This window comes from Clostridioides sp. LIBA-2809, assembly GCF_056688965.1.
The window spans coordinates 2,814,581-2,838,502 of record NZ_CP197004.1; the positions used below are offsets into that span (position 1 = coordinate 2,814,581).

At 27.6% G+C, this 23,922-nt stretch carries 21 protein-coding genes and 1 tRNA gene; 4 read left to right on the forward strand and 18 right to left on the reverse strand.

Translation table 11 applies throughout. The features are described 5' to 3' along the window. Positions 1-126: 126 nt before the first annotated feature. Positions 127-1,779 (reverse strand): cell wall-binding repeat-containing protein, encoded by a 1,653-nt coding sequence (locus ACTG44_RS13430; RefSeq protein ID WP_479920620.1) that lies wholly within the window; start codon positions 1,777-1,779, stop codon positions 127-129. Between the two features lie 189 nt (positions 1,780-1,968). Continuing rightward, positions 1,969-3,621, reverse strand: coding sequence for a cell wall-binding repeat-containing protein (locus tag ACTG44_RS13435; RefSeq protein WP_479917202.1), 1,653 nt, complete (start codon positions 3,619-3,621; stop codon positions 1,969-1,971). Positions 3,622-4,081: 460 nt separating this feature from the next. Between ACTG44_RS13435 and rpsT the strand changes: the two genes are divergently transcribed. After that, on the forward strand, positions 4,082-4,348 hold the full coding sequence (gene rpsT, locus ACTG44_RS13440; protein WP_021385419.1) for a 30S ribosomal protein S20: 267 nt from the start codon (positions 4,082-4,084) through the stop codon (positions 4,346-4,348). Between the two features lie 177 nt (positions 4,349-4,525). On the opposite strand, the gene holA is transcribed toward rpsT, so the two are convergent. The 4 genes from holA to ACTG44_RS13460 all read right to left on the reverse strand — a co-directional run bounded on the left by holA (position 4,526) and on the right by ACTG44_RS13460 (position 9,035). Next, entirely contained in the window at positions 4,526-5,569 is a 1,044-nt protein-coding gene (holA, locus tag ACTG44_RS13445) for a DNA polymerase III subunit delta (protein ID WP_021385390.1), read from the reverse strand. Continuing rightward, positions 5,523-6,824: a ComEC/Rec2 family competence protein gene (locus ACTG44_RS13450; protein ID WP_044213735.1), complete on the reverse strand. Its 1,302-nt coding sequence runs from the start codon at positions 6,822-6,824 to the stop codon at positions 5,523-5,525. Before ACTG44_RS13450 ends, holA begins: the two co-directional genes overlap by 47 nt. Positions 6,825-6,936: 112 nt before the next feature. Next, entirely contained in the window at positions 6,937-8,121 is a 1,185-nt protein-coding gene (locus ACTG44_RS13455) for a GNAT family N-acetyltransferase (protein WP_479920621.1), read from the reverse strand. A gap of 8 nt (positions 8,122-8,129) precedes the next feature. Next, on the reverse strand, positions 8,130-9,035 hold the full coding sequence (locus ACTG44_RS13460; RefSeq protein WP_021385469.1) for a DUF2156 domain-containing protein: 906 nt from the start codon (positions 9,033-9,035) through the stop codon (positions 8,130-8,132). A gap of 183 nt (positions 9,036-9,218) precedes the next feature. Here ACTG44_RS13460 and ACTG44_RS13465 point away from each other — a divergent pair, with 183 nt between their 5' ends. Further along, positions 9,219-10,055, forward strand: a complete 837-nt coding sequence (locus ACTG44_RS13465; protein WP_044213738.1) for a ComEC/Rec2 family competence protein — start codon at positions 9,219-9,221, stop codon at positions 10,053-10,055. A gap of 126 nt (positions 10,056-10,181) precedes the next feature. Here the strand turns inward: ACTG44_RS13465 and ACTG44_RS13470 are convergent, their stop codons facing one another. From ACTG44_RS13470 to ACTG44_RS13490, 5 genes are all read right to left on the reverse strand, one after another. Next, entirely contained in the window at positions 10,182-10,889 is a 708-nt protein-coding gene (locus ACTG44_RS13470; RefSeq protein WP_021385427.1) for a tRNA threonylcarbamoyladenosine dehydratase, read from the reverse strand. A 146-nt stretch (positions 10,890-11,035) separates the two neighbouring features. Further along, positions 11,036-11,132, reverse strand: a tRNA-Sec gene (locus tag ACTG44_RS13475). A 243-nt stretch (positions 11,133-11,375) separates the two neighbouring features. Then, positions 11,376-12,215: a G5 domain-containing protein gene (locus ACTG44_RS13480; RefSeq protein WP_021385564.1), complete on the reverse strand. Its 840-nt coding sequence runs from the start codon at positions 12,213-12,215 to the stop codon at positions 11,376-11,378. A gap of 248 nt (positions 12,216-12,463) precedes the next feature. Next, positions 12,464-13,138 (reverse strand): uracil-DNA glycosylase, encoded by a 675-nt coding sequence (locus tag ACTG44_RS13485; RefSeq protein ID WP_021385356.1) that lies wholly within the window; start codon positions 13,136-13,138, stop codon positions 12,464-12,466. Positions 13,139-13,173: 35 nt separating this feature from the next. Beyond that, positions 13,174-13,545 (reverse strand): NusG domain II-containing protein, encoded by a 372-nt coding sequence (locus tag ACTG44_RS13490; protein ID WP_479920622.1) that lies wholly within the window; start codon positions 13,543-13,545, stop codon positions 13,174-13,176. 66 nt (positions 13,546-13,611) lie between these two features. On the opposite strand from ACTG44_RS13490, the gene ACTG44_RS13495 reads away from it, so the two are divergent. Beyond that, on the forward strand, positions 13,612-14,667 hold the full coding sequence (locus ACTG44_RS13495; protein ID WP_479917205.1) for an FAD:protein FMN transferase: 1,056 nt from the start codon (positions 13,612-13,614) through the stop codon (positions 14,665-14,667). Between the two features lie 246 nt (positions 14,668-14,913). On the opposite strand, the gene ACTG44_RS13500 is transcribed toward ACTG44_RS13495, so the two are convergent. From ACTG44_RS13500 to ACTG44_RS13530, 7 genes are all read right to left on the reverse strand, one after another. Beyond that, a complete protein-coding gene (locus ACTG44_RS13500) occupies positions 14,914-16,092 on the reverse strand; it encodes a MalY/PatB family protein (RefSeq protein ID WP_479917206.1) in 1,179 nt (392 codons plus the stop codon). Positions 16,093-16,154: 62 nt separating this feature from the next. Continuing rightward, the gene (locus tag ACTG44_RS13505) at positions 16,155-17,219 is read right to left on the reverse strand and encodes an aminopeptidase P family protein (RefSeq protein ID WP_479917207.1); all 1,065 of its coding nucleotides are present in this window, start codon (positions 17,217-17,219) and stop codon (positions 16,155-16,157) included. Positions 17,220-17,318: 99 nt separating this feature from the next. Then, positions 17,319-18,581 carry a PTS fructose transporter subunit IIC gene (locus ACTG44_RS13510; RefSeq protein WP_479917208.1) on the reverse strand — a complete coding sequence of 421 codons (1,263 nt, stop codon included), beginning with the start codon at positions 18,579-18,581 and terminating at the stop codon, positions 17,319-17,321. A 23-nt stretch (positions 18,582-18,604) separates the two neighbouring features. Then, positions 18,605-18,922: a PTS fructose transporter subunit IIB gene (locus ACTG44_RS13515; RefSeq protein WP_479920623.1), complete on the reverse strand. Its 318-nt coding sequence runs from the start codon at positions 18,920-18,922 to the stop codon at positions 18,605-18,607. 58 nt (positions 18,923-18,980) lie between these two features. Further along, positions 18,981-19,436 (reverse strand): PTS sugar transporter subunit IIA, encoded by a 456-nt coding sequence (locus ACTG44_RS13520; protein WP_479920624.1) that lies wholly within the window; start codon positions 19,434-19,436, stop codon positions 18,981-18,983. Positions 19,437-19,450: 14 nt separating this feature from the next. Further along, positions 19,451-21,340 carry a BglG family transcription antiterminator gene (locus ACTG44_RS13525; RefSeq protein WP_479920625.1) on the reverse strand — a complete coding sequence of 630 codons (1,890 nt, stop codon included), beginning with the start codon at positions 21,338-21,340 and terminating at the stop codon, positions 19,451-19,453. 87 nt (positions 21,341-21,427) lie between these two features. Further along, complete coding sequence (locus ACTG44_RS13530) at positions 21,428-22,789, reverse strand: Sapep family Mn(2+)-dependent dipeptidase (RefSeq protein WP_479920626.1); 1,362 nt, start codon at positions 22,787-22,789, stop codon at positions 21,428-21,430. Positions 22,790-22,961: 172 nt separating this feature from the next. Between ACTG44_RS13530 and manA the strand changes: the two genes are divergently transcribed. Beyond that, positions 22,962-23,906: a mannose-6-phosphate isomerase, class I gene (gene manA, locus ACTG44_RS13535; RefSeq protein ID WP_479920627.1), complete on the forward strand. Its 945-nt coding sequence runs from the start codon at positions 22,962-22,964 to the stop codon at positions 23,904-23,906. Positions 23,907-23,922 lie beyond the last annotated feature (16 nt).

Here is a 23,922-nt window from a genome sequence, read left to right on the forward strand (position 1 = left end):
ATAATTTTCATATGATAGTCTTTCTATCCATTCCACTGCTATTTTTAATTCAATACTTCATCTTTAATAATAATAATTTTTGGATATTTAATCAATAAAAGAAAGGCTCTTTAAAGAGCCTTTCTTTTATTGATTAAATCCTAATATAGATAATGCTTTAGCATCATAGTACTTAGGCATTTTTTTTGTTGCACTTTCTAGTTTAGAAGAATTGAATTCTAATCTAATTCCAAGATCTTTATATGCTCCAACTTCAGTCCCATCAAATTCATACCATTTACCATCAATTTGTACATAGTTCCATGAGTGTCTTAAATTAAAATCTTCCTGATATAGTGAATTCATTCCCATTAGTCTTGTCAATATATGAAAGCTTTTTGCATAACCCTCACAGACACTTTTCTTTTCAATAAGATTATTATATACATTATAATTTCCTAGAACATAGTCTGCCTCTGTAACTAATTTTCCAGCTCTAGTAGCCTTTTCAAGGTCAGAAGCATTCTTCCAATCAAAACTATTTAGAAAGTTTCTGATTACTGAGATTTCCTTTTGAACATCGTTGTAAGAAATACGTTCTCTAATTGCTATTGTATTTATAGGATCACGGTCTCCAAAGTACAGGCTATGATATTTTTCACCTGCTAATGCAGCAGCATACGAACCCAATGCTTCCATTCCTTGATTTATATAATAATATTTTCCATCTGCTCGAAGTTCAATTCCATTTTCATTTCCTCCATAATTAATATCCCACCCCTCCTTATTAGTTGTGTTAAGACCAAGCTGTACTAACATTCCTTTGAGAGGATACTTCTCATCTGTATTCTTTTTAACTACACCTGTATTAGCATCACCTACATTATTAGTTACATTTAGACATTCTTTTATTATAGAATCATAAACAGTTCCTATTGCTGTTATTTTAGTCGCACCTTTAAGTATACTTTTGTTACTTCCATGCTCAACCAATACAACTGGTTTGCTTTTAGCTAGGGTTGAACCAATTAATGGATAAACTAATTCACTACCACTAGCTATGTAAAACTCTTTAGTATTACCATAAAACTGTTGGATTATCTTCTTATTAGTCTCATATCTATCACTTCCACCCAGTCTAGTTGCACCTAGTTTTTCTACAAGTTGATTACTCATAGTATTTGTCGAACCAAATGCAAATATTTTATTTCCTTCAATTTTGAATTCAGGCATATCTGAGCCATTAGTAAGTAATACAGGTATAGCATTTTTAAATGCAACTGAGGCTGCACTTATAGCATCAGCTTCTCCTTTAAACCCATTTGCTACTAACACATCACCTGAACTACCTTTTAATTCTAAAACCTTTTCACTCACCTTATAACTTGTACTAAGTCTATCTTTTCCTTCAATTCTTTCAATATCAATATTTTTTTCTTTTAGAACGCTTTCTACCTTACTGCCTATAGAATTATTTCCTCCTATTATATACACTTTTTTAACATTATTAAGTCTTTTTAATGTTGAGTCTAGTATCGTATTTTTCTTTGTCAATAATATTGGTGCATTTTCAACTCCAGCCAATCCACTTGCTGATAGACCATCTGCTAAGCTATTATCCACATTAATAAGGATTGCTTTAGTATAATTCTGTTTATCTGCAATAATGGCTGAAGTTTCATACTTGTCTCTACCCTTTATGTTATCAATCGAACTTAGTGCATTTGATGTTATTGGGAATGCAGAAATTGCTATCGACAGTGAAATTCCCATGGTTAATAATTTTTTGTGTATTCTCATAATATAAATCCCTCCTAGATATTATTTGTTCTACTGCAAGATGCATAAACACAGCCATGAAGTTGTGTATACATCTTATTATCCTTTTCTAGTCTATAAAAATATTATAATCTAATTTTCTATACTGTCTAAATCTATGATATAGAATTGTCAAGCAATCAACAGTGATTACTTGACAATTAAAATAATTTATTGATTAAATCCTAATAAGGATAATGCCTTAGCATCATAGGACTTATGCATTTGTTTTGTCGCATTTTCTAATCTGTAAGAATCAAATGCTAATGGAAGTTCAAATTTTGAAATCTGAGACCCATCAAATTCATACCATTTACCATCAATTTGTACATAATTCCAAGCATGTGGTAAACCACCTGCATTCATACCTGTCTGATATAGTGAATTCATTCCCATTAATCTTGTTAATATATGAAAGGTACTTGCAAAACTTTGACATAATCCTTTTTTTCCAATAAGATTATCATATACATCATTTGCTCCACCACCATATTTTGCCTCTGATACCAATTTTCCAGCTCTAGTAGCTTTTTCTAAGTCAGATGCATTTTTCCAATCAAAACTATTTAAAAAATTCCTTATTACTTCTAGTTCTTTTTGGGCTTCTTTGTAAGAAATTACTTCTCTACCTGCTATTATTGTTATAGGATCTAGGTCTCCAAAGCCCAGACTATTATATTTTTCACCTGCTAATGCAGCAGCATACGCACCCATTGCTGCATCTCCTTTATTTATATAATAATATTTTCCATCTGCTCGAAGTTCAATTCCATGAGCATTTCCTCCATAGTTTATATCCCATCCATTCTTATTAGTTGTGTTAAGACCAAGCTGTACTAACATTCCTTTGAGAGGATACTTCTCATCTGTATTGTTTTTGACTACACCTGTATTAGTGTCACCTACATTATTAGTTACATTTAGACATTCTTTTATTATAGAATCATAAATATTTCCTATTGCTGTTATTTTAGTCGCACCTTTAAGTATACTTTTGTTACTTCCATTTTCGACTAATACAATTGGTTTGTTTTTAGCTAGAGTTGAACCAATTAATGGATAAACTAAGTCACTACCACTAGCTACGTAAAATTCTTTGGCATTACCATAAAACTGTTGGATTATCTTCTTATTAGTCTCATATCTATCACTTCCACCTAGTCTAGTTGCCCCTAGTTTTTCTACAAGTTGATTACTCATAGTATTTGTCGAACCAAATGCAAATATTTTATTTCCTTTAATTTTGAATTCAGGCATATCTGAGCCATTAGTAAGTAATACAGGTATCGCATTTTTAAATGCAACTGAGGCTGCACTTATAGCATCAGCTTCTCCTTTAAACCCATTTGCTACTAACACATCACCTGAACTACCTTTTAATTCTAAAACCTTTTCACTCACCTTATAACTTGTACTAAGTCTATCTTTTCCTTCAATTCTTTCAGTATCAATATTTTTCCCCTTTAGATAACGCTCTACTATACTATCTATAGAATTATTTCCTCCTATTATATACACTTTTTTAACATTATTAAGTCTTTTTAATGTTGAGTCTGGTATCGTATTTTTCTTTGTCAATAATATTGGTGCATTTTCAACTCCAGCCAATCCACTTGCTGATAGACCATCTGCTAAACTATTATCCACATTGATAAGTATGGCTTTAGTATAATTTTGTTTATCTGCAACAATAGCTGAAGTTTCATACTTGTCTTTACCCTTTATGCTATCAATCGAACTTAGTGCATTTGATGTTATTGGAAAAATAGAAATTGCTATCGCCAGTGAAATCCCCATAGTTAATAATTTTTTGCATATTTTCATAGTATAAATCCCTCCTAAATATTATAGTTCTACTTAAATGATAGACTATAAAATGAAAAAAGTCATCTTAATCAATGGAAAATTTATCATAATTAACCATATAAATTTATATTTTTATAAATTTTTTTTACTAAACGCATAAAAATGAGTAATTTCTTGTATTATCTTATAATAATTGGAAATACTATCAAAATGTATGTTAATAGTTTGTATTATCTCAAAATATTTGTTCCAAAAATGAAATATTAATTTATATATATTAAAATATTCAAAACACAAAATATACCAACCCAAAACAAGATATTGCAAATTATTTATACAAAATCCATAATCTAAAAAATCAAAATAAAAAACATTATTAAAATATATAAATAATAATCCTTGATTTTTAGATTTATTTCTGTTAAAATCTAATATGTTGACGATGAATATGATAAAAAAATACAGGGAGGTGAACACGGTGGCAAATATAAAATCAGCTAAGAAAAGAATAGGTGTTATCGAAAAGAAAACTGCTTTAAATAGAGTTAGAAAATCTCAAATAAAAACTGCAATAAGAAGATTCGAAGATGCTGTTGCAGCTGGAAACAGAGAGGATGCTGTTGCTAAGTTCCAATACGCTCAAAAAAGAATATACCAAGTAGCTTCTAAAGGAACTATACATAAGAATGCTGCAGCTAGAAAAGTAGCTAAATTAGCTCAAAAATTAAACGGTATGAACGCTTAATTACCAGTTTATATTTCTTATATATAATAACCCCTATGCAGGGGTTTTTTATTTTGGAAATTTATACAATAAAAAATAAATAGTTAGATATTCTATAGTATATAAAGTAGACTAAATTTAGTCTACTTTGTTTTAAACTACAACAATCCTGCTATTTATTTTTTATCTATTATTAATTTATATAATTTGTCTTTTACAATACTTACTAACCAACATTTCTATCGCTAAGGTATCTCTTATAAGACCAGTCTTTATTTTATAATCACTTTCTAATATATAATTTAAGATTTCTACAATTATGTCATCAGAAAAATTTTTAGTTTGCTTTAATGCTTTTCCTACAACAAATTGATGCATTTTTAATTTATCAGCTATAAGTTTAGTTGAATATCCATCAAGTTGTAACTGTCTTACCTGCATTACTATTTTAAATTGTCTTGCTATCATAGAAAATATCCCTAAAACAGACTCACCTTCTTGTATCATATCATTCAATATTTTCATTGCATTAGAAGCATTTTGTTCTCCAATATAATCGATTAATTTAAATATATCATTCTCAACTTTTTTTTGAGATAATTTATCAATTACTTCATTAGTTACATTATTACCCTTACCAACAAACGAACTTATCTTATTTATCTCGTTTTCCAAATCAGATAAAGTCTTTTCACTACTCTTATCTCTATATCCTTCTTGTTCAATAAAATACATTATTTGAGAATTTTCTATTATAACTTCATTTAGAGTAAAAGATTTTTTTATCCACTTAAATAAGTCCATATCAGAAAGCTTATCACAATCAAAGACAATTCCATTATTTCCGATTTTCTTAACTAGAGATTTTCTTTTATCAACATCTCCATACACAACAAAAACTATAGTGGTAGTATCTGGAGTATTATCTAGATGCTCTATTAAGTATTTCTCATCACTATCAGTAAAGTTCTTTTTCTTTCCTTTTAATAGTTCAAAATCTTTTATTATTACTATCTTTCTATCATCCATAAATGGAAGTGTTTCTATAGAGCTTATAAGCTGATTTAAGACGATTTCCTTTCCATCTATTATATCTAAATTAAAATCAAGCATTCCCTCGTTTAGACTATCTTTAAATGCTTTTATTGCATTCTCAATTAAATAATACTCTCTTCCATAAAAAAGATACATCTTTTCAAAATTGTTCTCTTTTACATTCCTTATAATATCCTTGTAATCCATTTTCTTGCTCCTTTATCTCTTTTCCTTCTATGTAAAATATGTAAAAAAACACTCCTATGTAATAAATCACTACAATATAAAATTTAGGATTTTCTATATTAATATATGCAAAATTTAAATTGCTGAGTTTATCTAGTAAAAAAAATATGCTTTCTATCAATGAACTATTAAAAAAGGATATAATTTTAGCTATTACTACACTTACTTTAAATACTATTAAACTTGCAATACTCAAATACATTATTACACCTACAAATGGTACTATAATCAAATTTCCTATAACTGAAAGCAGTGGTATTCCTTTAAATGTGTAATAAATTATAGGTAGAGTTAATATATTTGATGATATTGTCAATGATACCATACTTAATTTTACAATACTATTTATTTTATTGTAGAATATCAATATAGAAAGTGTAGCTAAAAAAGACAATTGAAAACTTACATTATATATAACATAGGGGTTATTCATAATTAAAACTATCCCTATTAGAGACAATGTTGATATACCATCCTTTTTTCTATCAATAAATATTGATAGATAGAAAACTATAACAAATGTTATAGACCTAATTATGGATGGAGACGCACCTACCATTATACAATATAAAGTTATAAAAATCGACAATATTAATAATTTATACAATTTATTTATACCTCTTAATAAAAAAGATATAATTACACATAGTATACCTGTATGAAGACCAGATATAGATACTACATGACTAGTTCCTGTCCTAGTGAACAATTCTTTTTGTTCATCAGTAAGGTTTTCAACCTCAGCTAACAATATAGAATTTATAAAATCTGAGTTTTTCTTATATAAATATCTGTAAGTCTTACTTATATAAAACTTTATTTTTCCAACTAAAGAATATATTTTATTTTTACCAACAACTTTATAATTATTTATATATATTATACCTCTATATCCAGTACTTTTTATGTACCTTCCATAATCAAAATCATCATACTCCATTTTATCTAAGCTCTTAAATTTTCCTGTAATATTAACTTCTTGTCCAATTTTCAAATTTTTATTTCTTGAATAATCATTTATTAAAAAAACACCTACCTTATACTGATTGTATCTTTTCTTTTCAACTTTCCCTTTAACAACACCTTGTATAGTTATTATCTTATCATTGAATTTTTCATCTTTTTTCTTATTACTTGTGGTTATAAATGATATAACAATCACAAATATCAATACAATTAATAAAGGTCTTCTTATTTTAATTATAATCACTCCTATATAAAAACATATTATTTAGATTATTTTCAAATAGTAAATTTTTAAACAAGATAAATTATTATAAACAAAAGAATACGCCAAAAGATTTTAAAAATCTTTTGGCGTATTCTTTTTATATATATTCGTTTATATAGTTATTTCTTTTAGAAAAAATACACTTAAGTATTTCTATTGTTTCTTTTGAAACCCCTTCTAGATTATTTAAGAAAAGAGCTTCTTCTACATCTATATATGAAAATGATAACTGTGTTAAGGTATTTATATCTAATTTAATATCAAAACCTTCTTGAGGCTTTTCTATACCTTTTTTATCTAATTTTTCTACAGCTATCTTACGATTCTGTATAGAAACTTTAAATAGACCATTATTTTCATCTATAAACTTGTCTTCTATTAATAAGTTAACTGAACTATTAATATCCTCATCTACATATATATCTTCTATAAATTTCTTTACATTTATAACTCTTCCCATCATAAAAGGTTTTATTTTTATCTCACAATCTTTAGGGTTGTCTAATATAAGTCTTATTTTATCTATTATAGGAGCAGATATAGTAGCTATCTTACATTGAGTATTGTGATTATATATAAATTTAAGCATTGATTTAAGAGCATCTATATTTTTATAAAATAACTCTCTAACAAACATTTTGTCTCCTTGAAGAAAATAAACTATATATCCATCTTTTCCATTACCTTCATGAATGTATAAAAGCCCATCTTCACTTTGAATTTCTTTAAATAAGTTTTCATAATAATGTTCATCTTTTAACACATTACCATTAACCTCATTTAAAAAAGCTCTATCTATTTGTATCAAATCATCAATTTGTGATATATTAGCTCTTATCATCTTTCCACTTGACTTAAAATTTTTTAAATCATCTGTATTAAGAGTATATTCAATCTGGTCATAGCAATGTTCATATCCGAATCTTCTATAAAGTCTATAGTCGATTGGCATCAATATAGAAACTAATTGACCTTTTTTATACAATTCGTTTAAAGTAAATTTAATAACTTTACTCATATATCCAGTTCCTCTGCCTTCAGGAAGTGTGGAAACCCCTACTACATACGATGTATTGTATACCTTATTGTTTAGTATTAACTTATACTGATTTAGCTGAAGAGAGGAAACAATTTTTCCTTCATCTAAAGCTATTACAGTATTTTCATATTTATACTTATCATTGAAATAGTACTTCATAAAATTTTCACTATCATTAAAACAATAACTCCAAATTTCTTTTATACTTTCTATTTCTTCTTCTTTAGCATACCTAATCTCCATATAGTATATTAAGCCTCCCTAACACTGTACTTTTCAACAAATCTACAAGGATGGTAAGAAAGTTTAGCTTTTCTCAAACCTTCAATACCTAAATCTTCTTCTCTATTTACAAATTCAACATCTTTAAATTCATTTACCAAAAACTGTTGGTTTATAAATGGATATAAACCTCTTATATCAGGATTAGCTTTTTCTATATGAATAAGTGCCATATTTTTGTTTAAAAGCTCTCCTATACTGAATGCTTCTAATTTTCCATCCACATAAACACCAAACACTTTTACTCTATCTTTTAGTACATCATAATGGTTAAATATCTTTTTGATACCTACCAATTCATCATCCATACTTTCATCAAATTCATCATTTTCTTCCTTATTACTTTCCCATTCTTTCATTAATACTAAACATTCATTGAAGTTTTCTTTATCTAATAATTTGACTTCATATCTACCTGCGTATTCTTTTAAGAAATAATTTATATGGTTTCTCTTCTTTTGATTCTTTTTACCAGCTAAAGTTCTTAAACTTTCTGCATCATAAATATAGTCAAATAAATCTCTTTCTTCTATATACTCAAATCTATTTGGATATTTTTCTTTTAAAAATTCTACTACTTCAGTAGTAATACCTCTTAGGTATATTTTTTTATTATTTTTAGAAAAATATTCAAGCACAAAATCTACAACTTCTGGAAGCTTTTCTCTTTTAGCAAGTGGTAATATTGAGAAACTATCTCCCTCATATTCACCAACTAAAACAGCAAAATCTTCTCCTATATAATATCCTGTCTTATAAACATGTTGCCACATATATAAAGTACTAAAACAGTACTCACAAGCTTCATAATCTACTAAATCAAAATATGGGTCTAATTCCTTTTTTGAATTTAGTTCAATATCTTTGAAAAACATAAAATCCTCCTACCTTTTTTTATTGCTTAATTTTTTAAAATTTTATATCTATAAAAACTCCAATTTTGTTTTGGTATTAATTTCATTTATATTGTTTAAAATATAAAATATAATAAGTCATATATATCTTATATTACCCATCATAAAATTATATAAACATGTAATGACTGGAGTGATTTTTTATTGAGAAATAAAATTTTTTTATTAATACTTATTATAATATCACTTTTAAGCGGTTGTGACAAAAAATCTCTACTATCTATACATATGATAGATGTTGGACAAGGTGATAGTATTTTAGTACAAACACCTACAAATAAAAATATATTAATTGATGGAGGTGATGAGGATAGTGGAAATATAGTTACTAGTTATTTGAAACAGAGAAAAATAAAAACTATTGATGTGATAATAGCTACACATCCAGATTCTGACCATATAGGAAGTCTTGATAATGTTGTAAAAAAATTTAATGTAAGCTCCATATATATGCCTGAACAATCAACAAATAGTGAAGCTTATCAAAATCTAATAAATTCTTGTAATGACAAAAACCTCTCTATTCAGTATCTCTATAAAGACGATATTTTAAATATCGATAACAATATAAATATATATGTATTAAGTCCATCATATATACAAGAAGAATCAAATTTAAATTCAATAGTTTTCAAACTAACTTTTAATAATAACTCTTTTTTATTTATGGGTGATGCTGAGGAATCAATTGAAAAAGAAATCTTACATTCTTTTGAATTGAACAATATTAATTTTGTAAAAATAGGGCATCATGGAAGTAATTCATCATCATCTTTAGAATTTATAAAAAGAATTAATCCAGATATAGCTGCAATATCATGTGGATATAAAAATCAATATGGTCATCCCCACAGAGAAGTTCTCAACAATTTGAAACAAAACCATGTATCAATTTATAGAACAGATAAAATAGGTGATATTGTCTTTTATAGTGATGGAGAAATGATATTTACAAAATATAAATATGAAATAGATACATAATATAGAAAATAAAACTATAACTACATAATATAATTAGGCTAAAAGTATCAATATAAAATAGTTTCACATTGATGCTTTTAGCCTTTAAAATACGTATTTAAACTTTATAAATTAAAATATTTAGACTTATTGTTCTAATAATTCATTAACTATTACAGATGCAATTATTAGTCCTCCTACAGATGGAACAAATGATACACTACCAGGTGTTACTTTTCTCCCATTCATTACTTTCTTTTTAAGTTCTATTGGTTGTTCAGTTGAGTATACTACTTTTAATTTTTTAATCCCTCTATCTCTAAGCTCTTTCCTCATAACTTTAGCTAAAGGGCAAGTACTTGTTTTGTGTATATCAGTAACGACTATTTTAGTTGGGTCTAATTTATTTCCCATCCCCATAGAACTTATTATTTTTAAGCCTTTTTTTTCACAGGTTTCAATTAGATGTATTTTAGAACTTACCATATCTATTGCATCCACAACATAATCATATCTTTCAGTCAATATTTCATCACTAGTGTCTTTATTATAAAGACTTCTTATTTTTTTTATATTGATATTAGGATTTATATCCAAGATTCTCTCTTCCATTACATCAACTTTATACTTTCCTACAGTTGAATGTAAGGCTGGTATTTGTCTATTTATATTTGTTATATCCACATCATCAAAATCCACAATAGTAAGATTACCAACTCCAGCTCTTGCTAGAGCTTCAACAGTAAAACTACCAACTCCTCCTACTCCAAATACTATTACATTTGAATTATTAAGTTTTTCTATTCCATCATCTCCAACTAGAAAACTAGTTCTCGTTGTAAAGTTATTTTCCATCTTTTCACTCTCCTAGATTTTTATCTAAACAATAATAGTATTATAAAATTTACATTATATAATACCAAAATATTATATATCATTAAAAGTAAATTATCTAAATTTAAAAAGGTATCTTTTAATATTAAAAGATACCTTTTATATACTGGCGGGAATGCGTGGGAATCGAACCCACCTAAGAGGCTCTTAACCCCTCATACTAGTTTTGAAGACTAGAGGGCACACCGGCACCCATCCACTCCCATAATGAAATGCGTCTCAACGAAATCTATAATATCATATATTTTGACTCTTTGCAACAATTTTTATAGATTTATCTGATAGTAAATTATAATTTAAATAGCTTTTATCTATACATGGTTAAAATTTACTTTTTTATTATATGCTTAAAATTAAAAACTGGAAATTATATTTTATTTATATACAAAGAGTTCCCTCTCTATATTAATCAAAATATAATTTCCAGTACAAATATAGATTATATAATTATTTTAATATACGTATATCTATAGTTTTTCTTCCCCAGTTATAAACTGTTTTTGAGTCATTCATAAATATATCAATTTTATTTCCTTTTATTGCTCCACCACAGTCTTCTGCAGTAAATACCATATCAAATTGAGGTATATAAACCTTAGTTCCATATGGTATAACCTTAGGGTCTACAGCTATTGTTCCCCACTTAGGCTTTGTTCCTGTAGCAGTTATACTATGACCACTATATGCAGTTGCTACTACTCTCATATTTTTACCATTGTTACTACTACTATTACTAGATGATGATGAAGCCATTCTTCTTGAGTTTTCTCCCCTTGACGAAGCTACTTGCATCTCTACTTTTGTTCCTTTGCTTACAACCTTGTTTACAGGCTCAGCTTTAACAACCTTTTTCACAAATTCCTTTTCTACTTTCTTTCCATTGTGATAAGTTTCTTTATATATTAATTCACTTTTTCCAGATTTTCCTTCTTCTTTAACTTCAGAGTCTCCCTTTGATAAAGAACCATCTTCAACAACTGTAACTTCAAATGGAATATCTTTAGTTTCTACAACTGTTTTTTCCTTTACATCAATTACTTCTATTTTATCTCCATTAGATAATTTTGAGTTTTCATCTAAAGTAACTATATCATTTGCATCATAACTAATGTTTTGAGATTCTAGAAGGTCTCCTACATTAGAACTAAATGTTGATATAGTTCTTTCTTCTCCCTTTACTACTAATGTTACTTGTTTATTAAGTGCAGAGTACCCCGATAATATCCCAACTGATAAAACAACCGCCATCACCGAGACTTTAGCATTACTCAATTTTTTAAAATTCATATAAACTTTCCTCCCTCAAATTTTTTACACTATATATTTTGCTTCGTAAAATTCTGCTTTGTAAATTTCTTTTTTTGTTTGTGTTTTTTGTGTAACTAAATTGTAACTATTTTTTCAAGAGTTGTCAACTTGACAAAAAAATAGAAATATGCATATATAGTATTTTCAACTATTCACACATATTTCTATTAGTTACAACAATGTCATTGTTTATTGTTGTTTTGTTATCATTTTGTTACCTTTTAATCTTATATATTTTCTATTTGCCAATTAATAGGTTCTTTTCCTAATTTTTCTAGAATTTCATTTATCTTAGAGAAGTGTTTACATCCAAAAAAACCTTTACTTGCTGATAATGGGCTTGGATGAGGTGCTTCTAAAATATAATGCTTACTTGTATCAATCAACTCTACTTTTTTACGTGCATTACTTCCCCATAATACGAAAATAACTGGGTCTTCACGTTCACTTAAAATAGAGATTACTCTATCCGTGAAAATTTCCCACCCTTTATTTTTATGAGAATTAGCTTCATGTGCTCTAACAGTAAGAGCAGTATTTAAAAGTAACACTCCTTGGTCTGCCCAAGGCATCAAATATCCATTGTTAGGTATAAAACATCCTAAATCTTCTTTTAACTCTTTATACATATTTAATAAAGATGGTGGAGTTTTCACTTGTGGTTGAACTGAAAAAGCTAAACCATGAGCTTGATTATCTCCATGATAGGGGTCTTGTCCAAGTATCAAAACTTTTGTATCTTTATATGAAGTATGTTTCAAAGCTTCATATATATTATGCATATTGGGGAATATTTGACGTGTCTTATATTCTTCTATAAGAAATTTTCTTAAATTTAAATAGTAATCTTTTTCAAATTCTTCTTTCAATAATTCATTCCAATCATTTTCTAAGTTAACCATAATTATCACCAATTCCTTTCAATTATTTTATTATTTTATTTAGAAATTATATCTTCTTGATTATCGTCCTTTTCATTTGTATTTATTTTTATACTAACTCTATTAGGTATACAAACTATACTTTGACTTGGTTTATTTATAAAACCAGTATGTACACAAACCTTATCAGGACATGAGGCATCTACTATTTCTACCCCTTTATCATGAATCTTGACTATATTATACCCCCCTCTATTCTCTATTTTAAATTCTTCTTTGGCATCTATTGGAACAGTCTTATACAATTTATTATCTACATAAATCTCAATACTTCCAGCATTTTTAGAATTTATAACATTTATTATCCCATAACATGCTGTAATAACAACTAAAATGCCTAAAATAAGAAGAATGTCTTTTTTCTTCATTTTTTGTCCTCCTATGAAATTATGTTATAATAAAATAATAACACAATTTCATAGGAGGAATATACCATGAATAAGAAAAAAATCACATTTATTTTTGTGATATTGATTTTAGCATTAATTTTATTTTCATTTTTTAGGAGTTCAAGCCAGAATACTAAATATAGTAAAACTAGCTATTACCTTGGTACAGTAAATGAAGTTACTGTATTTAATATAAAAGAATCCAAAAGTGATAAAATCTTAAATGAATGTGATTCAATTTTAAGATATATTGACAATAAAATGAGTACTCATATACCAGGAAGTGATGTTTCTAAGATAAATGATAATGCTGGAAAGAGTTTTGTCAAAGTTTCAGACGATACGTTTTTCGTTGTAAAAGAGGCAATCCAATATTCTAAATTATCAAGTGGGTATTTTGATATAACAGTTGGTCCAATATCAAACTTGTGGGCAATTGGAACAGATAAAGCCAAAGTGCCAAGTGATTCTGAAATAAAAGAGCTTTTGCCTCTAATTGATTATAAGAATATTATATTGGATGAAAAAAATAAATCTATAAAATTGACCAAAGAAAATATGAAAATTGATTTAGGTGCAATAGCTAAAGGATATGCTGCTGATAAAATTGTGGCCTATCTAAAATCAGAAGGTATACAAAAAGGTTTAGTAAATTTAGGAGGTAATATATTTACCTTAGAAAATGGTAAAAATGATAAACCTTTTAAAATAGGTATTCAAGACCCAACTAGTAAAAATGGAGAATCTATAGGAAATATAGAAACCACAAACAAATCTGTTGTTACTTCTGGAATTTATGAAAGATTTATAGAAAAGGATGGCAAAATATATCACCACATGCTAAATCCGTTTACAGGGTATCCTTTTGAAAATGGCTTAAGTAGTGTAACAATAATATCTGATAAATCTATTAATTGTGATGCTTTATCTACTTCTACCTTTGGACTTGGACTTGAAAAAGGTATGGATTTAATTAATAGTATTGATAATGTAGATGCTATATTTATAACTAAGGATAAAAAAGTATACTTGACTAAGGGTATAAAAGATAATTTTAAACTTACTGACAAAGCCTTTTCTATTAAAAAACTAAATAAATAGTAAAATTCGATAAACTATGTTATAAGAAATAAATCATACTGACAACAATAAAATTTAAGAATTTGACAGCAATAAAAAAGCACCTTATTATATTCAAGGTGCTTTTCATAACATTCTATTAGTTTTTACAAATAATTTATATTTTACTCTATAAAGCTTTCTTTATCATATTTTCAAATACATAATCACTCAAATAATATTATACTTATTGAAACAAAACTTATTTCCTTATTTTTTAAAATTATTTTATAAAGACTTTAAAAATAACTCCATTCTATTTAAAGCTTCAATTACATTTTCTTTTTGAGTTCCTAAGTTTATTCTAACATAATTCTCACCATCTTTTACAAAATGGCTCCCATCCTCCAACAATACTCCTGTATCAACAGCCAACTTATCTGTAAATTCACTTGCACTTATACCTAATCCACTTATATCCATCCAAGCTAAATAAGATGATTCCATCTTCATCAATTTAATATTATTATATTTATCTACCCAAGTTCCTAAAAGTTCATAATTTGATTTTATATATTCATTTACACCATTTAACCACTCACGACATTCATTATAAGCAGTTATCAATCCTATAATTCCAAATACATTTGGAGAAGTTATAGAGTTTTGCTTTAGTTTATCTCTAAATCTATCTCTTATGTTCTTATTTATAACTATTGAGTAAGAAGTCTTTAATCCACCAAGATTAAACCCTTTATTTGGTGATGTCAATAGAATAACATTTTCTAAAAGCTCTTTTTCAAGTTTAAGTATTGAGTTAAACTCACCATAATGAATATGTTCTGCATGTACTTCATCTGCAACCAAAATAACATTATTTTCTTTACATATAGTTGCTACTTTTGTCATTTCTTCAATTGACCATATTCTTCCAGATGGATTATGTGGTGTACAAAACATCATTAACTTAGGTTTATTTTCTTTAATTTGAGCTTCTAATTTATCAAAGTTTATATAATATCTATCATTTATAATATCTAATGTATTACAAACTATATTTACACCTTGCTTTTTTGCTGATGATTCAAAAGGGTCATAAACTGGTGTATTTAATATTATACTATCCCCCTTTTGACAAAAAGCTTGTACTACATAGTGAAGTGTTGATACAGTTCCATAAGTCAATGTAATCCATTCTCTTTCTACATTTACTTTATGCATATCATTTTGCCATCTGATAACTGAATCATAAAATTCATCATAACAGTATGTATATCCAAATACCCCCCTTTTTACAGCTTCAATAAATTTATTTTCTATTTCTGTTGGTATTTTAAAGTCCATATCAGCAATCCACATTGGTACAAAATCTTCTCTTATATCTCCAAACTTATCTCTTATAATATTTAAATCCCATTTTCTACACTTTTCACTTACTCTATCTGGTCTATCATCAAAATTATACATTTAAATTTACCTCTTCTTTTCTAATTATCTTACTTATTATAAAATATTAATCTAATTCATTTTTAACTTACAACAATTAAATCTTTAGTAGATGTAGTCAATCTCACACACCCATCTTGCGTTATAAGTACATCGTCTTCTATTCTTACGCCTCCAAGATTTGGTACATATATACCTGGCTCTATAGTTACAATCATACCCTCTTTCAATACTTCATTTGATTCAGGAGCTAATGCAGGATATTCATGTACCATGATACCTACACCATGACCTAAATTATGACCAAAATTATCAGCATATCCATATGAGCCAATTATATCTCTTGCAATTTTATCTATTTCACCAGTAGTCATGCCTGGTTTTAAAACCTTTATACACTCTTCATTAGCTTCTTTTACTATATTATATATTTCTTCTAACTCTTTATTTATAGTACCCATACATATAGTTCTAGTAATATCTGAACAATAATTATTGTATTTAGCACCAAAATCAAAAGTCACAAAATCACCATACTCTATAATTTTTTCACTGGCTTTTCCATGAGGTAATGCTCCTCTCAATCCAGATGCTACTATTGTATCAAAAGACTCTTTTTGACCACCCAACTCTTTTATAAATCTAACAATTTCATTTTCAACTTGCTTTTCAGTCATACCAACTTTTATAAAATCAATTATATGATAAAATGTAGCATCCACTATTTCACAAGCTTTTTTTATATATTTTATTTCATCTTCATCTTTTTCTTTTCTTAAAGTAGATAAATCAACCGATTTTAAAGTTACACTCAACCTTTGACTCATATTCTTGTATGAATCAAAAGATACCTCGCTTCCTTCAAATCCAATTTCTTTTATATTTTGATTTTCACAAATTTCATTTACTATATCAAAATATGTTCTGTTTTTATCCATTAAAATGACATCAAATAAATTTGATTTTCTTTTAATTTCTTCAAAATATCTAAAGTCTACTATTATATATTGTTTCCTTTTAGTTATAAAAACATAGCCTGATGAACTAAATAGATTTCCAATATAAAATTTATTGGTAGAACTATTAATAAGAATTCCATCTATATCATATTTTTCTAGATACTTTCTTATTTTTTCTATTTTACTCATATTTTTTATCCACCACCTTTAATTAATCATATAGGTAAGGCTGGTAATATTAATTAAAACAATATTACCAGCCAAAGTTATCATAAATAAACTTAAATGTTAGTCTATATAATCCACAACAAGTTTACCCTCTTTTATTAATTTATTTCTATAGAATATATTTCCTACAGCTATGAATATAGCACCAACTGCTATACCTATTATATACCCAAATAAATTGTCAACTAAAGGCCATGCCCATACTGCTGACTCTGGGAACCATTGAATTGCGCCTAGAACTATACCTGTAATAGCTCCTATTACACTTCCCACTATGTTTAAAGGTATAACAAAACCTGGTCTTTCAAGTGCAAATGGTATTGCTCCCTCAGATATACCCATAAATGATAGGAATATAGAAGTTTTTCCTGCTTGATAGAATTGTCTATCATATACTCTTCTTCCTACTAATCTTTTATCTAATAAAGTTGTTAATCCTAATCCAATTGGAGGAACAACTATAGCTATTGTTCTTGCTGTTATTGGCAGTACATTCTCTGTAGTTAAACCAAGCGCAACGAATCCTGCCGCTTTATTTATTGGTCCTCCTAAGTCAAACGCTGTAGCTGCTGCTAAAGCTGTTGCATATACATATTCTCCAGCTGCTCCTGCTGCTGTTAAGAAGTTTTTCATACTTTCATTAATTAACCCACCAAATGGAGTTATTATAAATATCATTAATATCATACAAGTTAATGATGCTATTAGTGGTATTAAAAATGTTGTCTTAAAAGCTAACCAGTTATGAGAAACCTTTATAGATTTATTTAACCATTTTACAAAATATCCTATTATAAATGCTATTAATATTGCACCTAAAAATCCTGATGCAACTGGAACAACTTCAGTCCATTGTCCATCCACAAATTGTGGAACACCTACAGGTTTATTAGCTATATATCCACCTATAAAACCTGCAATTAAAGCTGTTTTTCCACCTATAGAGTTTGCACAAAATGCTGCAAATAGTGGTATTGCAAATCCAAATAAAGTAAATCCGAAATTTGACATTAATTGTGCCATATTTAAAAGAGTAAGTTTAAATCCTGTAAAATCACCTGAGTTCATAGCATCAACTATACCTACAGATGGGTCAAGCCCTAATATAGCATATGGTATTAATTGAGATAAAGCTCCTATAAGTCCACCCATTACTAAGACTGGTATCATATATGATATACCTGTCATTATATGCTTACTTATTTCCTTCCATTTTCCATTTCCCTTTGATTGAGTTGGATTAGATGGAGTAGGCTTTCCTACATTATTTCCTCCTGTTGTAGAAGCACCTGAACTGTTTATAACTTTTTTCTTAATTGCCATTCTATTTCCTCCACAAAAATTTATTATATTCCTAAATCTTCTTCTATTTCTTTTATAACGTCTTCTGCATTTTTTATAGCTTCTTGTAATTCAACTTCATAAACTTCACAACCATCAAATCTTTCCATACCTTCTGGTGTTATTGCTACTGCATGTATTATCATAGTTGCTCCTAATATATCATCTCTTGTTAACTCATTTTGTACACCATCTGCACCTTGAGTTTCAACTTTCGCTTCATAACCTAGTGCTTTTGCAGCTTGCTCTATTGCCTCTGCTGCCATGAAAGTGTGAGCTAGTCCCATTGGACAAGCACATAATGCTACTAATTTTTTATTCATTTTAAATTCCTCCTATTTTTTAATTAATTATTTGTTTTATTTTAGCCTTAGCGTTTAATTATAAACCTAAAGCTTCATTTATTAAGTTAGATATTTCTTCAACATTATTGCTCTTTAAAAGAGAATCTTTAAAGTCTTTATTTATCAATTTTCTTGAAAGAGATGATAATAATTTAAGATGAATATTTTCTTTACTTTTTCCTGGCATAAGTAAGCTTATTGCCAATTTAACCTTATCTTCACCTTCATTCCAAACAACATCATCAGTAAATTTCAATACTACTACTGCTGGATTTTCAATCGCATCATTTTTAGTATGAGGTATTGCGATAGATTCACCTAAATTTGTAGTAAATTGTTCTTCTCTAGCCATTAAACCTTCATATACTAAATTTTCGTCTTCTGTTAAGTTTAATTCTTTAGCTTTTTTTGCTATAAATTCTAAAACCTCAACCTTAGACTTAGTATCAACATTTAAAAATACATATTCTGTGTTAAATATGTTTGTTTCCATTATTAATTTCCTCCTTAATTACCTATCAGTGCCATTAGTTTATCAAAGTCACATATTTTAATAATTCCTCTTACTCCACCTTCATCTTTTATAAAGTTATAAAGGTATTTAAATATTGAAAAATTATGTTTTTCTTTAGTATTAAAAAATACCATAAATACTAGCTGAACCTCTTGTTTATCCCAAACTATTGGATTTTCAAGTATTCCAACTCCTATTATAGATTTTTTATCTCCCTTCACTATTGTGTGAGGTATTGCTACTAGATTTCCTATTTCAGTTGATGAAATATTTTCTCTATCTATTATGCTTTCTATTGAACTTTCTTCTATAAAATCTCTTTCTTTCAGTTTGTTTGAAAGAGAAAGTATAACCTCTTCTTTAGTACTAGCCTTTATACTAAAAAAAGCTTTTTCATCAAACATATTACTTATTATCTTTCTTCTTTCTTCTTTTTCGTAAAATGCTTTGTTTACGTTTTCTATCAAGCTATCATCAAATATATTTTCGATATATAAGACAGGTTTTTCATATCCTTTTAATTCAACAGTAGATACTATTAAATCAACATCTTGACTTATAGCCATATCAAGATATCTAACCGGATAAACACCTACAACATTTAAATCACTTATATTCTGCTTTAATTTTTCAGAAATAAGTTGCCCTGTCCCTATCCCATAATGGCAAACTATGCAGATTTTCTTACTCGTATTTTTTTTCATTCTTTCATTTGAAGCCGCAAAGTGAATAGCTATATACCCAAGTTCATCTTCATCAAGTTTTAAATTAAACTCAGTTTCTAGTTTATTTGATAAAAACACAGCTAAATTAAAAGCAATTGGAAACTTCTCTTTTATTTGATGAAGTAAAGGGTTATTGGATTTTATATTAGCTTTCGCTCTATTTAAAAATCTCTTTATATGGTCAGATATTGCAACCATAAACTCCTCATCCTTTGTATAATCACTTCCTGAAATAAGTAATATATCTTGAAGTGCACTACTTATAACACTATTTATTCGCTCCTCAATTTCACTTGTGTTTTTTCTTCCTTGTGTTCCTTTATACGCTATTACACCAGAGTAATTTGAAATGTAAATTACTTCATCTTCAATAAGTTTAAACCCAATCTTATCAGAGATTTCTTTCATTAAGCTTTCTATAAAAGAGTAATTATGAAATCTATAACTTGTATCTATTAGATTTATGTTGTTACTATGTCCTCTCTTACTCCTAAATACAGAAACAATTATTTTTGAAAGCAAAAGATTAAAATCTTTATCTGAAATTATTGTATCTTTCTTTCTTAAATGTTTTTCTAAAATATTTTCTATACAGTGTATATCGTTTTCACTGATGTCATCCAAAAACACTTTGATTTTACTTTTTTCATCCAACTTTATTGCATAGTCAGTAATCAATTGTCTTATATTAATTTCTTCACCATGTATATAGCTTCCATAGTAAGGTTTAGATTTTATAACTAAGTCATACTTTTCAAGTTTTCTTTTAAGCTTACTAGACAATTTGTTTATAGCGGCTATACTCAGATTTAATTCTTCTGACATTGCTTCTATGCTCATATAATTCCTATTAATAAGCATACATATTATGTTTGACATTCTTGATTCTTCAGAGTCATCTAAAAAACCATCAATATATTTATTTGCTTCTTTAACAGCTCTTGCTATATTACTTTTAGAGCCACTTAGCTTATATCCTATACCTCTAGAAGAAGCTATTACCAAATCATACTTGCTTAAAATACTATTTAAATCTGCTATATATCTTTTAATAGTTTTTGTAGACACATCCAATTTGATAGCTAGTTCATTTGATGTCATATATCCGTCTTTATTGCTTAAACTTTTTACTATTACTGCATGTTTCTTAGTTATCATTGTATCACCTTCTCTTTGATTTCAATTATATATCAAGTAAAATTTTAATTGTATATATAATATGTCTATATAAGGGACATTTTGTATTTATATATCGTTACATAATGCAACTATTGCCTCTGCATATATAGCTATTGCAGTTATAAATCTATCTAAGCTAGCAAATTCATTTGCACTATGGACATTTCCAAAACTACCATCAGGAAATTCACAACCAAATATTACTGAATTATTCATTTCAGAAGCATAACTTCCTGCACTAGTTACTCTAACATCATTTTTTAAATCTCCAGAATACTTTATATATATCTCATGCAAACTTTTTACAAGTTTTGAATTTCTATCTATATAATTGGCTTGCTTTAAATTTTCCCCAATAATCTCGAATTTATTAATATTATTCTTCTTCATATACAAATTAAATTTTTTTATTATATCTTCAAGCGTTAATACTTCTGGATATCTAACGCTTAGAACTAATTCTAGCCTTCCATCTATTATGTTTATTATTGTTGGAACAATTGATAAAGTCCCACATTTGCCTTCAATGTCTAAACCAAATAATTTTCCATCTATATTATCTTGATTTATTAACTCATCCAAACCTTTTGTCCAATCTTCATCAATATTTTCTGATAAAAGTTTAATTGTGGCTAGTATTGGATTGATTGCTTTTTCTGGTTTAGATGAATGTCCACCTTTGCCATGTATAACATAATCTCCATTATTATAACTTATTGAAGTATTATTAAAATCACAGCATATATTATCTTTACCCAATTTGTTTGTGTTTTTTATATATACTTTATCTGGTATTGTGTTAAACTCTATTCCACCACTTATGTATAAAGACTTATCCTCTATCTCTGAAATTAACTTTATTATTGCCCCACCTTTTTCTCCGTTTAGTACAGGAAACTTGGCATCTGGAGTAAATCCACATACACCATAGGGTTCTTTGCTATAATAGTGCTTTATACATCTAAATCCACTTTCCTCATTTCCTCCAGCAATTAATCTAACCTTTCGTTTTAAATCAATATTTAAATCTTTTATCATTTTTAGTGCTAAAAAATTCGCTATCATAGGACCTTTATTGTCAGATACTCCTCTAGCAACCAATTTATCTCCTATAATATTTAGTTTAAATGGTTCACTATACCATCCTTCTCCTGGATTTACAACATCACAATGTCCAAATATATCTACAAACTCTTTTCCATCTCCATATTCAATTTGAACAGCATGATTATCTATATTCTTGACCTTGAAATTGTTTTCTCTACCTAGGTTTTCAAACCAATTTAATGCATCATAGACTCCTTTTCCAAAAGGCATATCTTTAGATACAGTTTTGTTATCATAAAATGATGGTATGCTCACCCATTCTTCCAACAGTTTTAAAAATTCCTTTTCATACTTTTTACTTTCTTCTTTAAATAATTCCATAATTATCACTCCAATTTAGAACTTTATATTATATATCATAGTTTATCTTATTTGATAACTCCTTATACTTTATGTCATTTCAAGGGACAAAACTTTTTTACTATTGATTTTATAATCTATTTATATATAATTATTTGTAGGATAAATTTAATATCATAGGAGGAACAAGATTATGGAACCATTATTTTTAAAACCTATTTTTATGGATAGAATATGGGGTGGTACTGCACTTAAAGATAAATTTAATTATGAAATAAATTCGCCAACAACTGGTGAATGTTGGGCTATAAGTTCTCATAAAAATGGAGATTGCTTAATAGAAAATGGAGAATATAAAGGTAAAAGTCTATCTGAATTGTGGGACAAAAATAGAGAATTATTTGGAAATACACCTGGGGATAAATTTCCTTTGCTTACAAAAATATTAGATGCAAATGATAATTTATCAGTTCAAGTTCATCCAAATGATGAATATGCAAAGAAAAACGAAAATGGAGAGTTAGGTAAGACAGAATGTTGGTATGTAATAGATTGTTCTGATGATGCAGAAATTATCATAGGTCATAATGCAAAATCTCATAAAGAGTTTGTAGATATGATAAATAACAATGAATGGGACAAACTACTTAGAAAGGTTAATATAAAAAAAGGTGACTTTTTCTACGTTCCTAGTGGTACTATACATGCCATATGTAGAGGAACATTAATTTTAGAAACTCAACAAAATTCAGATACCACTTATAGAGTTTATGATTATGATAGAACTGACAATTCAGGCAACAAACGTGAACTGCATGTTCAAAAATCCATAGATGTTACGAATGTTCCTCATATAAATCTTGATACTGATTATAAAACTGTATCAACATCAGACTTTAAATGCACAACATTTGTATCAAATGAATTTTTTAGTGTTTATAAATTAGATATCTTTGGAAAATGTAATTTTACACATAATACACCTTTTTCCTTATATAGTGTGTTGGAGGGAAATGGAAAACTAATACACAATTCTGTAGAATATGATTTAAAAAAGGGTATGCATTTTATATTACCAAATAACTTTGGAGATTTTAGCTTTGAAGGTAATTTGGAGATTATATGCTCTCATATCTAGATATAAAATATAACTA

Coding starts and splice junctions, on each gene's coding strand:
- holA (WP_021385390.1), bottom strand. CDS start 5,569: ATGGATTACAAGGATATTATAAGGAATGTAAAAGAGAACAATTTTGAA.
- ACTG44_RS13530 (WP_479920626.1), bottom strand. CDS start 22,789: ATGGAATTATTTAAAGAAGAAAGTAAAAAGTATGAAAAGGAATTTTTA.
- ACTG44_RS13480 (WP_021385564.1), bottom strand. CDS start 12,215: ATGAATTTTAAAAAATTGAGTAATGCTAAAGTCTCGGTGATGGCGGTT.
- ACTG44_RS13435 (WP_479917202.1), bottom strand. CDS start 3,621: ATGAAAATATGCAAAAAATTATTAACTATGGGGATTTCACTGGCGATA.
- ACTG44_RS13490 (WP_479920622.1), bottom strand. CDS start 13,545: ATGAAGAAAAAAGACATTCTTCTTATTTTAGGCATTTTAGTTGTTATT.
- ACTG44_RS13470 (WP_021385427.1), bottom strand. CDS start 10,889: ATGGAAAATAACTTTACAACGAGAACTAGTTTTCTAGTTGGAGATGAT.
- ACTG44_RS13505 (WP_479917207.1), bottom strand. CDS start 17,219: ATGAGTAAAATAGAAAAAATAAGAAAGTATCTAGAAAAATATGATATA.
- ACTG44_RS13500 (WP_479917206.1), bottom strand. CDS start 16,092: ATGTATAATTTTGATGATAGACCAGATAGAGTAAGTGAAAAGTGTAGA.
- ACTG44_RS13510 (WP_479917208.1), bottom strand. CDS start 18,581: ATGGCAATTAAGAAAAAAGTTATAAACAGTTCAGGTGCTTCTACAACA.
- ACTG44_RS13455 (WP_479920621.1), bottom strand. CDS start 8,121: ATGGAGATTAGGTATGCTAAAGAAGAAGAAATAGAAAGTATAAAAGAA.
- manA (WP_479920627.1), top strand. CDS start 22,962: ATGGAACCATTATTTTTAAAACCTATTTTTATGGATAGAATATGGGGT.
- ACTG44_RS13495 (WP_479917205.1), top strand. CDS start 13,612: ATGAATAAGAAAAAAATCACATTTATTTTTGTGATATTGATTTTAGCA.
- ACTG44_RS13460 (WP_021385469.1), bottom strand. CDS start 9,035: ATGTTTTTCAAAGATATTGAACTAAATTCAAAAAAGGAATTAGACCCA.
- ACTG44_RS13485 (WP_021385356.1), bottom strand. CDS start 13,138: ATGGTTAACTTAGAAAATGATTGGAATGAATTATTGAAAGAAGAATTT.
- ACTG44_RS13515 (WP_479920623.1), bottom strand. CDS start 18,922: ATGAATAAAAAATTAGTAGCATTATGTGCTTGTCCAATGGGACTAGCT.
- ACTG44_RS13525 (WP_479920625.1), bottom strand. CDS start 21,340: ATGATAACTAAGAAACATGCAGTAATAGTAAAAAGTTTAAGCAATAAA.
- ACTG44_RS13520 (WP_479920624.1), bottom strand. CDS start 19,436: ATGGAAACAAACATATTTAACACAGAATATGTATTTTTAAATGTTGAT.
- ACTG44_RS13430 (WP_479920620.1), bottom strand. CDS start 1,779: ATGAGAATACACAAAAAATTATTAACCATGGGAATTTCACTGTCGATA.